This window comes from Nocardiopsis sp. NPDC007018, assembly GCF_040635075.1.
Taxonomy (GTDB): Bacteria; Actinomycetota; Actinomycetes; order Streptosporangiales; family Streptosporangiaceae; genus Nocardiopsis.
Genome location: NZ_JBEYHA010000021.1, coordinates 36,757 through 49,256 on the forward strand (window position 1 = coordinate 36,757; position 12,500 = coordinate 49,256).

12 protein-coding genes are annotated in these 12,500 nt (G+C 74.2%); 9 read left to right on the top strand and 3 right to left on the bottom strand.

Annotated features, from left to right (window positions below; translation table 11 throughout):
• Positions 1-8 precede the first annotated feature (8 nt).
• From hutU to ABZ635_RS14210, 5 genes are all read left to right on the top strand, one after another.
• Entirely contained in the window at positions 9-1,667 is a 1,659-nt protein-coding gene (gene hutU, locus ABZ635_RS14190; protein ID WP_357764099.1) for a urocanate hydratase, read from the top strand.
• Entirely contained in the window at positions 1,664-2,902 is a 1,239-nt protein-coding gene (locus ABZ635_RS14195) for an allantoate amidohydrolase (protein ID WP_357764102.1), read from the top strand. Before hutU ends, ABZ635_RS14195 begins: the two co-directional genes overlap by 4 nt.
• Positions 2,899-4,401, top strand: a complete 1,503-nt coding sequence (locus ABZ635_RS14200; protein WP_357764105.1) for a formimidoylglutamate deiminase — start codon at positions 2,899-2,901, stop codon at positions 4,399-4,401. The genes ABZ635_RS14195 and ABZ635_RS14200 overlap by 4 nt, the downstream gene beginning before the upstream one ends.
• Positions 4,398-5,633, top strand: coding sequence for an imidazolonepropionase (hutI, locus tag ABZ635_RS14205; RefSeq protein WP_357764108.1), 1,236 nt, complete (start codon positions 4,398-4,400; stop codon positions 5,631-5,633). The genes ABZ635_RS14200 and hutI overlap by 4 nt, the downstream gene beginning before the upstream one ends.
• A 159-nt stretch (positions 5,634-5,792) precedes the next feature.
• Positions 5,793-6,092, top strand: a complete 300-nt coding sequence (locus tag ABZ635_RS14210; RefSeq protein ID WP_357764111.1) for a hypothetical protein — start codon at positions 5,793-5,795, stop codon at positions 6,090-6,092.
• A gap of 226 nt (positions 6,093-6,318) precedes the next feature.
• Here the strand turns inward: ABZ635_RS14210 and ABZ635_RS14215 are convergent, their stop codons facing one another.
• Entirely contained in the window at positions 6,319-6,600 is a 282-nt protein-coding gene (locus ABZ635_RS14215) for a hypothetical protein (protein ID WP_357764114.1), read from the bottom strand.
• 522 nt (positions 6,601-7,122) lie between these two features.
• Between ABZ635_RS14215 and ABZ635_RS14220 the strand changes: the two genes are divergently transcribed.
• Together ABZ635_RS14220 and ABZ635_RS14225 are read left to right on the top strand one after the other, a co-directional pair.
• The gene (locus ABZ635_RS14220; protein WP_357764117.1) at positions 7,123-7,566 is read left to right on the top strand and encodes a DUF485 domain-containing protein; all 444 of its coding nucleotides are present in this window, start codon (positions 7,123-7,125) and stop codon (positions 7,564-7,566) included.
• Entirely contained in the window at positions 7,566-9,281 is a 1,716-nt protein-coding gene (locus ABZ635_RS14225; protein WP_357764120.1) for a cation acetate symporter, read from the top strand. Before ABZ635_RS14220 ends, ABZ635_RS14225 begins: the two co-directional genes overlap by 1 nt.
• A gap of 101 nt (positions 9,282-9,382) precedes the next feature.
• Here the strand turns inward: ABZ635_RS14225 and ABZ635_RS14230 are convergent, their stop codons facing one another.
• On the bottom strand, positions 9,383-10,450 hold the full coding sequence (locus ABZ635_RS14230) for a hypothetical protein (protein ID WP_357764123.1): 1,068 nt from the start codon (positions 10,448-10,450) through the stop codon (positions 9,383-9,385).
• Between the two features lie 101 nt (positions 10,451-10,551).
• Between ABZ635_RS14230 and ABZ635_RS14235 the strand changes: the two genes are divergently transcribed.
• Both ABZ635_RS14235 and cas6 read left to right on the top strand, forming a co-directional pair.
• On the top strand, positions 10,552-11,094 hold the full coding sequence (locus ABZ635_RS14235; protein ID WP_357764126.1) for a DUF1697 domain-containing protein: 543 nt from the start codon (positions 10,552-10,554) through the stop codon (positions 11,092-11,094).
• A 114-nt stretch (positions 11,095-11,208) separates the two neighbouring features.
• Positions 11,209-12,150, top strand: coding sequence for a CRISPR system precrRNA processing endoribonuclease RAMP protein Cas6 (cas6, locus tag ABZ635_RS14240; protein ID WP_357764129.1), 942 nt, complete (start codon positions 11,209-11,211; stop codon positions 12,148-12,150).
• A gap of 161 nt (positions 12,151-12,311) precedes the next feature.
• Here cas6 and ABZ635_RS14245 read toward each other — a convergent pair whose 3' ends face one another.
• Positions 12,312-12,500 carry a hypothetical protein gene (locus ABZ635_RS14245; protein WP_357764132.1) on the bottom strand — a complete coding sequence of 63 codons (189 nt, stop codon included), beginning with the start codon at positions 12,498-12,500 and terminating at the stop codon, positions 12,312-12,314.

The window sequence follows — 12,500 nt, forward strand, 5'->3', positions numbered from 1 at the left end:
AGACTACGATGAGCACACCCCGCACCGTCCGCGCGGCCCGCGGCCTCACCCTGTCGGCCAAGGGCTGGCAGCAGGAGGCGGCCCTGCGCATGTTCCACAACAACCTCGACCCCGAGGTGGCCGAACACCCCGAGGACCTGGTCGTCTACGGCGGCACCGGCAAGGCCGCGCGTGACTGGCGCAGCTTCGACCGCATCACCGCCTCCCTGCGCGACCTGGAGGGCGACGAGACGCTGCTGGTGCAGTCCGGCCGCCCGGTCGGCATCATGCGCACCCACGAGTGGGCGCCGCGCGTGCTGCTGGCCAACAGCAACCTGGTGGGGGACTGGGCCAACTGGCCCGAGTTCCGCCGCCTGGAGGCCGAGGGCCTGACCATGTACGGGCAGATGACCGCCGGGTCGTGGATCTACATCGGCACCCAGGGCATCCTCCAGGGCACCTACGAGACCTTCGCGGCCGTGGCCGCGAAGAAGTTCGGGGGTACTCTCGCCGGAACCATCACCCTGACCGCCGGGCTCGGGGGCATGGGTGGCGCCCAGCCCCTGGCCGTCACCATGAACGACGGTGTGGCGATCGTGGTCGAGTGCGACGGCAGCCGGATCGACCGCCGCATCGAGCACCGCTACCTCGACGTGCGCGCCGCCGACCTCGACGAGGCCCTGGACCTCGCGGTGCGCGCCCGCGACGAGCGCCGACCGCTGTCCATCGGCGTCCTGGGCAACGCCGCCGAGGTCTTCCCCGAACTCCTCTCCCGGGGCGCGCCGATCGACGTCGTCACCGACCAGACGTCGGCGCACGACCCGCTCGCCTACCTTCCGGCGGGCGTGGCCTTCGAGGACTGGAAGGGGCTGGCCGCCGCCAAGCCCGAGGAGTTCACCCTCCGGGCCAGGGAGTCCATGGCCGCGCACGTGGAGGCCATGGTGGGCTTCCTCGACGCGGGCTCGGAGGTCTTCGACTACGGGAACTCCATCCGTGACGAGGCGCGCGAGGGCGGCTTCACCCGCGCGTTCGACTTCCCCGGCTTCGTGCCCGCCTACATCCGTCCCCTGTTCTGCGAGGGCAAGGGCCCGTTTCGGTGGGCCGCGCTGTCCGGGGACCCCGCCGACATCGCCCGCACCGACGAGGCCGTCCTCGACCTGTTCCCCGACAACGAGCACCTGGCCCGGTGGATTCGCATGGCGCGCGAGCGGGTCGCCTTCCAGGGTCTGCCCGCCCGGATCTGCTGGCTGGGCCAGGGTGAGCGGGCCGCGGCCGGGCAGCGCTTCAACGAACTGGTGGCCTCCGGGGAGATCACCGCGCCGCTGGCGATCGGTCGCGACCACCTGGACACCGGGTCGGTGGCCTCGCCCTACCGCGAGACCGAGGGCATGAAGGACGGTTCGGACGCGATCGCCGACTGGCCGCTGCTCAACGCCCTGGTCAACACCTCCTCCGGTGCCTCCTGGGTGTCCATCCACCACGGCGGCGGGGTCGGCATGGGCCGCTCCATCCACGCCGGTCAGGTGAGTGTCGCGGACGGCACCGAGCTGGCCGCCGCCAAGCTCCAGAGGGTGCTCACCAACGATCCGGCCATGGGCGTCGTCCGGCACGTGGACGCCGGGTACGAGGAGGCCGAACGGGTCGCCGAGGCGCACGGCATCCGCGTCCCCATGAAGGAGGGCGAGTGAGCTTCGACCAGCTCTGGGCCGACCTGGCTCCGGTGGGCCGCTCCGCCGACAGCGGCGGCTACCACCGGTACACCTGGGCGGGCGCCGACACCGACGCCCGCGCCTGGTTCACCGAGGCGGCCGCCGCCCGGGGCCTGGACGTGCGCACCGACCGCAACGGCAACCTGTGGGCCTGGTGGGGCACGCCCGGCCCGGGCGCGGTGGCCACCGGCTCGCACCTGGACTCGGTGCCCGACGGCGGGGCCTTCGACGGGCCCCTCGGCGTGGCCAGCGCCCTGGCGGCCGTCGACGAACTGCGCGCACGCGGGTTCATCCCCGCACGGCCGCTGGTCCTGGGCGTGCTCGTCGAGGAGGAGGGCGGCCGGTTCGGGGTGCCCTGCCTGGGCAGCCGCCTGACCACCGGGGAGATCGACCCGGCACGCGCGCGCTCCCTCACCGACGCCTCCGGTGTCACCTGGGAGCGGGCCATGGCGGGGGCGGGGTTGGACCCCGAGGCGATCGGACCCGACCCCGAACTCCTCTCCTGGCTGGACGTGTTCGTCGAGCTGCACGTCGAGCAGGGGCGTGCGCTGGAGGACACCGACCACGCGGTGGGGGTGGCCAGCGCGATCTGGCCGCACGGCCGGTGGCGGATGGACTTCCGGGGCCGGGCCGACCACGCGGGCACCACCCGTCTGGAGGACCGCGCGGACCCCATGCTCCCGTTCGCCCACACGATCCTGGCCGCCCGCGCCCTGGCCGAGCGGCACGGGGCCCGGGCCACCGTGGCCAAGGGCCTGATCACCCCCAACGGCACCAACGCGATCCCCTCGCTGGTCAGCGCCTGGCTGGACGCCCGAGCCGCCGACCGGGCCGCTCTGGAGTCGGTGGTCGAGGGTGTACGCGAGGCCGCCGACCGGGCCGCCCACGACCACGGGGTCTCCCTCGCGATGACGGCCGAGTCCACCACCCCTCTGGTGGAGTTCTCGCACGACCTCAGGGACCGGCTGGCCGGGATCGTGGGTACCCGGGCCGCCGAGGCGGCAGGTCCGGTGCCGGTCCTGCCCACCGGGGCCGGGCACGACGCCGGGGTGCTCTCCGCTCACGTGCCCACCGCGATGCTGTACGTGCGCAACCCGAGCGGGATCTCGCACTCGCCGCAGGAGTGGGCCCGGCCCGAGGACTCCCACGCCGGGGTCCTCGCCCTGGCGGACGTTCTGGCCGACCTTCTCGCCGTTCCCGGAGGCGGCCGGTGACCGACCGATCGGAACACCCGCGCGCCCCGCGCGCACGGAGTCCGCGCGGGTCGGGTTCCCCGACGGTCCCGGGCGCCCCGGCCCCTCACGCCCGGGCCCCGCTCGGGCCGAACGCGCGGGGGCTCGGCCCGAGCACACCGGGTGCGCGGGCGCGCCGGTACTGGTGCGAGTGGGCGTGGCTGGGCGGTGAGGCTCCCGAAGCCGGGGTGCTCCTCACCGTCGAGGACGGGCGGCTGACCTCCGTCGTCACGGGGGCTGACCCGGGCGGCGCCGAGCGCCTGCCCGGCCTCACCCTGCCCGGCCTGGCCAACGCCCACTCGCACGCCTTCCACCGGGCGCTGCGCGGCCGCACCCACACCGACGGCGGGTCCTTCTGGACCTGGCGCGAGGTGATGTACCGCGCGGCCGAGCGCCTCGACCCCGACTCCTACCACCGTCTGGCCCGCGCCGCCTACGCCGAGATGGCCCTGGCCGGGGTGGCCTGCGTGGGCGAGTTCCACTACCTGCACCACGGCCCCGGCGGACGCCCCTACGACGACCCCAACGCCATGGGCGAGGCCCTGATGGCGGCCGCCGCCGAGGCGGGCGTGCGCATCACCCTCCTGGACGTGTGCTACCTGTCCGGAGGGATGGCGGAGGACGGCACGCACCGGCCGTTGGCCGGGCCGCAGCTGCGCTTCGGCGACGGCTCCGCCGAGGCCTGGGCCGCCCGGGTCGGCGCGTTCACGCCCCGGGGCGCGCACGCCCGCGTGGGAGCGGCCGCGCACTCGGTCCGCGCCGTCCCCGCCGCCGACCTGCCGACCGTCGTCCGTCTCGCGGACACCGGCGGGCTGCCCCTGCACGTCCACGTCTCCGAGCAACCCGCCGAGAACGCCGCCTGCCTGGCCGCGTACGGCACCACCCCCGTGCGGGTGCTGGCCGACGCGGGCGCCCTCACCGAACGCACCACCCTGGTGCACGCCACCCACCTCACCGACGCCGACGTCGACACCGTCCGGGGGAGCGGCTGCGCCGTGTGCCTGTGCCCGACCACCGAGCGCGACCTCGCGGACGGGCTGCCGCGCACCGGCGACCTCACGGACGGTCCGCACCGGGTTCCCCTGAGCCTGGGCACCGACCAGCACGCCCAGCTCGACCTGTTCGAGGAGGCGCGCGCGGTGGAACTGCACGAACGCCTGCGCACCCACCGCCGTGGCACGCTGGGCAGCGCGGAGCTGCTGCGCGCCGCCACCTCCGACGGGCACGCGGGGCTCGGCTGGCACGACGCGGGAACGCTCACCCCCGGAGCCCGCGCCGACCTGGTCACCGTGTCCCTGGACGGCGTGCGGCTGTCCGGGGCCGATCCCGAGCGGGCCACCGACGCCGTGGTCTTCGCCGCCTCCGCCGCCGACGTCCGCCACGTGATGGTCGACGGCGCGTGGACCGTCCGCGACGGCGCGCACCTGAGCCTGCCCGACACCGCCCGAGAACTCGACGCCGCCATCAAGGAGCTGCTGTGACCCCGAACGGCCCCGACACCCCGACCGAGCCCGCGACGCCCGGCACCGTCCTCGTCGACGCCATCGGCACCCTGGTGACCAACGATCCCGAACGGGGCAAGGGCCCCCTCGGTGAGATCGAGGACGCCGCCCTGGTGATCGAGGACGGCCGGGTGGCCTGGGCGGGGCCGCGCGCGCAGGCTCCCGACGCCGACGTCCGGGTGGACGCCGCCGGACGGTGCGTGCTGCCGGGGTTCGTGGACAGCCACTCCCACATCGTGTTCGCCGGGGACCGCAGCCGCGAGTTCGCCGCCCGGATGAGCGGTACCCCCTACTCGGCGGGCGGTATCCGCACCACCGTCGCGGCCACCCGCGCCGCCTCCGACGCCGAACTGCTGGCCGGGGCCCGCCGCTTCGTCCGCGAGGCGCACAGCCAGGGCACCACCACCCTGGAGGTCAAGTCCGGGTACGGGCTGACCGTGGAGGACGAGCGCCGCTCCCTGGAGGTCGCCGGCCGGGTCACCGACGAGGTCACCTTCCTGGGCGCACACGTGGTCGCTCCCGAGTACGCCGACGATCCGGGCGCCTACGTCGACCTGGTCACCGGGCCGATGCTGGACGCCTGCGCGCCGCACGCCCGCTGGGTGGACGTGTTCTGCGAGCGCGGCGCCTTCGACGAGGAGGCCTCGCGCCGGGTGCTCGCCGCCGGGATGGAACGCGGGCTGCTGCCCCGCGTACACGGCAACCAGTTGGGCGAGGGGCCGGGGGTCCGGCTCGCGGTGGAGCTGGGGGCCGCCTCGGTGGACCACTGCACGTACCTGACCGGTGAGGACGTGGACGCCTTGGCCCAGGCGGCGCGGCGGCCCGAGCCCACGGTGGCGACGCTGCTTCCGGGGGTGGACTTCTCCACCCGTCAGCCCTATCCGGACGCCCGCGCCCTCATCGACGCGGGCGCTCTGGTGGCCCTGGCCAGCGACTGCAACCCAGGCTCGTGCTTCACGTCCAGTCTGGCGTTCTGTGTCGCCGTGGCCGTACGGGACATGGGGATGACCCCGGACGAGGCGGTGTGGGCGGCGACCCGGGGCGGGGCGCTGGCACTGCGCCGCGACGACGTGGGCCGCCTGTCGCCGGGGGGCCGGGCCGACCTGACCCTGCTCGACGCGCCCAACCACCTGTATCTGGCCTACCGCCCGGGTGTGCCCCAGGTGGCGGCGGTGTGGAAGGACGGTGCCCTGGTCGCGGGCAGGCCGTAGGCGGGGCCCGCACGCCGGGGCCGCGGGTCGTCACGCCCGCGGGGCGCCCTCGCGGCGGGCGGCCCAGGCCCGGTCCGCCAGCCGGTGCGCGGCGCGGCGGAGCATCGCGCACCGGCTGGCGGGTGCAGGGTCGGGCCTCCACGGCGAAGGCGTCGCGTGGTGGGAGTCGTCGAAGGCGTCGTGCGCGAGCCGCGCGGCCACGGTGTGGCCGCCACCGTCTCCCGGGTCACCGAACGACGGATCGCCTACGTGGCGGCCCTGTACGAGGAGTTGGGCGCCTCGCCCGACCGCGCCCGGCAGCGGGCCCTGCTCGCCTTCTCCACCTGGCTCGGCTACACACAACTCGTCCACGCGACCCCCGAGGCGCTGCCCTTGGGGCCGGACGCCGAGGCCTACGTGGAGTTCGTCCTGGACCAGACCGTCACCCCCGGAGGCATCGACGACGCGGGCGGTGCGTGACCCGTGCCCGCCCGGCCGGCGTGTGGCTCGCCGAGGCCGGGGAGCCCCGCCTCGCGCGCGGGAGCACGCGGACGGCACGTACGCGAACGGGGGCCGACGGGCACACCGGTGCCCGCCGACCCCCGTTTCGCGGTTGACGCGATGAGGCCGGTCCGGCCGTTTCCGAGCGGGAACGGCCGGATGAACCTAGGGAGTGGTCCGGGGGCGGCCCCGGACCTCGCACGACCTAGTTGTCGTCGTCGCCGTCCGCGTCGCTGTCGGAGCCCTCGGGCTTCTCGGCGGTGGGGGCGGCGGCCTTCTTGGTCGTGGCGCGACGCTTCTTCACCGGACGCGAGTAGTCGACGAGGGGCTCGTAGCGGGTCTCGTGCTCCTTGAAGCACTCCTCGCAGGCGTCGACCTCGCGGACGGCGCCCTCCCAGGCGAACTGGATGACCTCAGTCGCCTCGACCTTCTCCTCGCGGACGGCGTGGGGATCGCAGTACTTGCGCGTGAAGACCTCGGTGACCACGGCGGGGATTTCCCTTCGGTATCGCGTGAACTGTGCGGACCCTGTAATCATACACGTGTACGAACACGGAAACGGGTGATGAGACCGGTTTCCGTGATGGGTCGGGGTCGCCCCGAAGCCTAGCGAAGTCGGAGGGGTCGTCGCGCCGTCCCGCGACGCGTGTGCCCGGGATGACCAGGCGGTCCATTCGGGTGACGGTCCGTGATCCCGGGGGTCGGAGCCGAGTCCGCGTGTTCCCGGTGCGCGTTCCGCATAACCGTTCTCCCCTTTTCGTTCCTGTTCCCGCATTCGCCCCAACCGATTTGTGTATGTGGCGAACAAGGCGGGCGGGCTGTGGTTAGTGTGAGTTCCACTCGGGTTCGAGGGGCCGTGCCGGTGACGAAGGCGGATCGGCCCGGGAAACCGGCCGACGCGTCCAGGCGGGCGCGCGCCGGGGAAAGGCCGGTCCGTGGGGGAACGGAATCGGCGCCACAGACCAGGGCCCCGCGCGGACGCGGGGAGCGATGTCGTGTGTTCGGGGGGATGATCGTGGTCGAGTACATGGAAGGTACGTCCGGAAGGCGCGGCGGCGGGCCGGGGGAAACGCTCGCCGCCGACCACGGCGGATCGGCGCGGGGTCGGGCCGGGGCGGATATGGCGCACGCCTGTGAACGTCTGTCGGTCGATCCCGCATTCGTGAAACTCCGAAGGAGATTCGCAGTCCAATCCGGACTGTTGGTCGGCACCTTCCTGCTGAGTTACCTTTCCTATCTCCTCCTTTCCGCCTACGCGCGTGATTTCATGAGTGTGCGCGTCGCCGACCAGGTCAACGTCGCCCTGGTGATGGGCATCGGTCAGTTCCTGCTCACCTTCGCCCTCGCCTGGGCGTTCGGCCGGTTCTCCGCGCGTGCCATCGACCCCCTCGCGGAGGGGCTCCGCGACCGGGCCCGGGCCGAGGACACCCTCGACGGACGGGCGGTCCTTTGATGGAGATCCTCGCCCCGGTGCCTCCGAGCACGGTCCTCGACACCCCGATCCAGACCGCGCACGCCTGGACCATCGGTCTGTGCGCCCTGTTCGTGCTGGTCACGCTGGTCATCACGGTGCGGGCCCGGCGTACCACCCAGGGCGCCGTCGACTTCTACGCCGGAGGGCGCGGCTTCTCCAGCACCCAGAACGGCCTGGCCCTGACCGGCGACTACCTCTCCGCGGCGTCCTTCCTGGGCATCGCAGGGATGATCGCCCTCCAGGGATACGACGGCTTCCTGTACTCCATCGGCTTCCTGGTGGCCTGGCTGCTGGTCCTGCCCATGGCGCAGCTCACACGCAACACCGGCCGCTTCACCATGGCCGACCTGCCCGCCTTCCGCATGCGCCGGATGCGCGTGCGCCTGGCCTGCACCGTGTCCACGGTCACCGTGTGCGTGTTCTACCTGGTCGCGCAGATGGTCGGGGCGGGCGCCCTGGTCTCGGTCCTGCTGGGTCTGCACGACGGCGGCACCTTCCTCGGCCTGAGCGCGGGCCAGGCGCGCACCGGAGCCATCGTCCTGGTGGGCGTTCTGATGATCGTGTACGTCATGTACGGCGGCATGAAGGCGGCCACCTGGCTCCAGATCATCAAGGCCGTGGTGTTGCTCACCGCCAGCGGTCTGCTCACCGTCCTGGTGCTGGCCCTGTTCTCCTTCGACCCGCGCGCGCTGCTCGGCGGCGCCGCCGAGGCCAGCGGTCACGGGCAGGCCTTCCTCGAACCCGGGCTCCGGTTCGGCGTCGAGGTCCCCGGGGACGCGGCCCGTACCCTCTTCAACAAGCTGGACCTGATCAGCCTGGGACTGGCACTGGTCCTGGGCACCGTCGCCCTGCCGCACATCCTCATCCGCTTCTACACGGTGCCCGACGGCCGGGCCGCACGCTCCTCGGTCAACCGCACCATCGCCATGGTGGGCGCCTTCTACCTGATGACCCTCGCCCTGGGGTTCGGCGCCGCGGCCCTGGTGGGCTCCGAGCGGATCACGGCCCTGGACCCCTCGGGGAACTCCGCGGTCCCGTTGCTCGCCGAGGAGGTGGGCCGTCAGACCGCGGGGCCGGTGGGGGCCGCCGTACTCCTCGCGCTCATCTCGGCGGTGGCGCTGGCGACCATCCTCGCGGTCATCGCCAGCCTCACGCTCGCCTCGTCCTCGTCGATCGCGCACGACCTGTTCGGACACGTCCTCATGTGGGGCCGCCCGCGCGAGTCCCAGGAGGTGGGGGTCGCCCGGTTCTCGGCCTGTGTGATCGGCGCCCTCGCCATCGCCCTGGCGGTGCAGGCCCAGGGGCAGAACGTCGCCTTCCTGGTGGGGTTGGCCTTCGCGATCGCGGCCGCCGCGAACCTGCCCGTCATCGTGCTCACCCTGTTCTGGCGCCGCTTCAACACCCGGGGCGTGGAGTGGGGCGTCTACGGGGGGCTGTCGGCCACGCTGGTGCTGATGCTGCTCTCCCCGGTGATGTCCGGCAAGACCGATCCGGTCACCGGTGAGAACCTGTCGGTGCTGCCCGCGTGGATCGACATCCAGGTCTTCCCGATGGAGAACCCGGCACTGGTCGCCGTGCCCGTCGGCTTCGCGTGCGCGATCGTCGGCAGCCTGCTCTCCCGGGAGCGCAACAGCGCGCGCTTCACGGAGCTGCGGGTGCGCTCGCTCACCGGGTGGGGCGCCGATCGCGACTGATCGCCGGTGCCCGGTGCCCGGTGCCCAGGGACCCCGGGCCCACGGGCGTCCGGACCGTGCTCGGGGCCGCCCGGGCGGTCGGGCGTCCGGATCGGTCGGCCCTACTGGGGGCGGGCGTCGGCGAGGACGGCGGCCAGTTCGTCGAGCAGGGCGGGGAACTCGGGGAGCGCGCGGGCGATCCCGTCCCAGCCCGCCTCGAACGCGGCGGCACGCGCCTCCAGGGACCACGCGTCGGAGCGGCGCAACGAACGGCCCAGGGCCCACCCGGCCGCGGCCACGAGGGGGCGGGACAGCCCGACTCCGCGCACCTCCAAACGGCCGGAGACCGACCACGCCCCCTCCGGGCCCGGCGCGGGGACCGCCTCCCCGCTCGCCCGGACCAGCCGGTGCTCCACCTCCAGGGTCACCGGAGGCACGGTCGCGGCTCCGGAGGCGGCCGCGTACCAACCGGGCAGGTCGACCCGCACCCGCACACGGGCCCGCAGGAGGCCCGACCCCCAGCGCGCCATGGCGCTCTCGACGGGCAGGCGCAGGTCGGCCTCGACGGTCAGGGTCTCCTGGACGTGGTCGTGGACCACCGTCCCGGTCGTGGTGGTGCTCTCGCCCCGGGGCGAGGCGCCGTCCGCGGCCCCGGCGTCCTCGCGCATGGCGAAGTCGACCGCGCACCGCCCCGACTCGTTCCAGGAGGTGACGGTGAGGTCGGTGCCCACCCAGCCGTCGCCGTCGGTCTCGAAGACCGGACGCCCCTCGGCATCGACCTCGGTGACCAGGTAGGCGCTGCCGGGGGCGAGGTGCTCACCGGACAGCAGCCGCAGGGAGAGCCGGGCCTCGCCCAACGCGGCCTCTTCCGCCAGGTCGTGCGCGTCCAGTTCCCGTTCGGCCGAGCCGCGGTCGTCACCTTCGGAAACGGCCTCCCCGGAACCCTCGGCGTGGCCCGGCGGGTCCTCGAAGGCCCGCTGGTAGGCGGCCCTCTCCTCGGCGTCCGGCACGATTCCCCGTGCCTCGGCGCGGCGCTCCAGGCGCCGCAGCTCCTCTTCGGTGGGAGGGAGCAGAGCCCCGTCCGGGCCGAAACGCGCGCCGCGCACGACCCCGTACGCCGAGGACACGGTCCGGGCGACGTCCCCCCGGTCCAGGGCGGTGAGCGTGAAGGTGTGGTGCAGGCGGGGCATACGCCCTCCGGGGTGGAGATCGGGGCCGACGGGGTCCGACCCATTGTCGTCCCCGGGCCTGCGCGCGGACAACCTCGCCGCTGTCGTCGGTCCGCGACACCATGGCCGGTATGACCAGACACATCGTGCTGCTGCGCGGCATCAACGTCGGCGGGCACCGCAAGGTGGCCATGGCGGACCTGCGGGACCTGCTCTCCGGTCTCGGGTACACGGACGTGGCCACCTACATCCAGAGCGGTAACGCCGTGCTGACCTCGTCGGAGAGCGATCCCGGGGCGGTGGGCGCCGCCGTGCGCTCCGCTCTCCGCGACCGGTTCGACCTGGACGTCCCGGTGGTGACCCGCACGCTCGACCAGCTCCGCGCCGCCGTGGCGGCCAACACCCTGACGGTGGGCGACCCCTCCGCGTTCATGGTGCTGTTCTGCTCGGAACCCGTGGACACCGCCGCGCTCGCCGCGATCGACCCCGCCACCCATCCGCGCGAGGAGATGGTCGTCACCGCCACCGAGGTGTTCACCCACCACGAGCTCGGGGTGCGCGCGGCCCGGCTGCCCGCGGTGGTCGCCCGGAACTGCCCGGGGGAGGTCACCGCCCGCAACTGGCGTACCGTGCTGCGTCTGCTCGAGATGGCCGAGGGCGCGTGAAGCCCGAGCGCACCCCCGGATGACGCGGCGCGCCGGGACTGTCCGAGAGTAGTCGTGGGACGACCGAGGACGGTGCCCGGTGCGCCGTCCCGACCACGGGAGGGGTGGAGTCCGGTGCCCAGACGGTGGACCCTGATCCTCAGGGACCGGGCCGACGCGGCGCGGCCCGTCCGCCCCGAGGACTGCCACGGGCTGCTCAACCGCTGGTGGCCGCAGACGCGGGCCGAGCACACCTCGGCCAAGCGCTGGGTGATGAACGGTTGGCCGACCCCGCTGGGCGACCGCCTGTACCTGTGGACCCTCACCTGGCTGGACGACGATCCTGCGCCCGTCGACCCCGGCGAACTGGTCGGCCGGGTCCACCGGGTCGGCGACCACCGATTCGAGCTCCTCTCGGTCACCCGGACCTTCGACACCCCCTACACCGCGTTGCTCGGCCCCGGGCGCCGGAGCGTCGCCGTGCGCGCCGCCGAGGTGCGCACCGGCACTCCGGTGGTGACGACCACCCGCGACACCACGGGGGAGCGCGTCCCGCACGTGTGGCCCGACCCCCGGCGGCTCTTCGGGGCCGTGCACCGGTCCGGTGGCGGCATCGTCGGGGGCAGCGGCGCCGTGGGCGCGGTGGCCAGGTTCGCCCCGCCCGCGCTGGTCGGGCCCTGGCTGGAGAACGCCCTGGCCGTGCTGGGCCGGGTCCGCCGTTCGGCGCTGCCCGGCGAGGAGGTGGCGCTCGCCGAGCACCCGCACACGGAGGGGCACACCGTGCGGGGCTGGCAGGGGGGCCTGCGCCTGGACCTGGTCGACGGCGGTCCGGGCGAGGCCGGGACCTTCGCCGCCCTGTTGGAGCTCCTCGAACTCGCGGGGGTCGGCAAGCACACCGCACGGGGCTTCGGCGCGGTGCGGGTGGACACGGTCACACGAACCCCGATCACGGCGCGCGTGCCCGCCCCACGGCCGGTTCCGCGCACCGCCCACCGCGTCCGGCACGTCCGCCCCGGGCCGGTCGACGCGCACGCGGTGGCCGAGGCGGAGGAGTTCGGGGGCACGTTGTTCGACTGACCCACAGACCGCCGGTTCCCGCCCGAGGACGGCGGGCGGGGGCCGGTGCCCCACCCCGGCGGCCGCGCGGCCGCCCTCACGGCTCCCACCCGGTGGACGGGGTGGGAGCCCCTCTCTCGTCCTCGCCCGTGCCCGGCCCGGATGGTTACCCGGGCCGGGAGTCAGCGCGTTCGTTCGTGCGGCACGGGTTCGGGCGGGGTGCGCCCGTCCCCCTCGCGCAGGGTCCGGGCCAGCCCGAGCAGGTGGGGTACGAGGTCCTCGGGAGACAGGGCGGGGCCGGTGCGCTTGCCTCCGGAGGGGCGGTCGCGTTCGGATCGGGTGAGCCGGTCGTGTCTGCTCGGGGTCGCCAT

Excerpts from the sequence above, each read along its gene's own strand:
- ABZ635_RS14220 (WP_357764117.1), top strand. The coding sequence starts at position 7,123 with ATGATCGTGGTCGAGTACATGGAAGGTACGTCCGGAAGGCGCGGCGGC.
- ABZ635_RS14225 (WP_357764120.1), top strand. The coding sequence starts at position 7,566 with ATGGAGATCCTCGCCCCGGTGCCTCCGAGCACGGTCCTCGACACCCCG.
- hutU (WP_357764099.1), top strand. The coding sequence starts at position 9 with ATGAGCACACCCCGCACCGTCCGCGCGGCCCGCGGCCTCACCCTGTCG.
- ABZ635_RS14245 (WP_357764132.1), bottom strand. The coding sequence starts at position 12,500 with ATGGCGACCCCGAGCAGACACGACCGGCTCACCCGATCCGAACGCGAC.
- ABZ635_RS14235 (WP_357764126.1), top strand. The coding sequence starts at position 10,552 with ATGGCCGGTATGACCAGACACATCGTGCTGCTGCGCGGCATCAACGTC.
- ABZ635_RS14230 (WP_357764123.1), bottom strand. The coding sequence starts at position 10,450 with ATGCCCCGCCTGCACCACACCTTCACGCTCACCGCCCTGGACCGGGGG.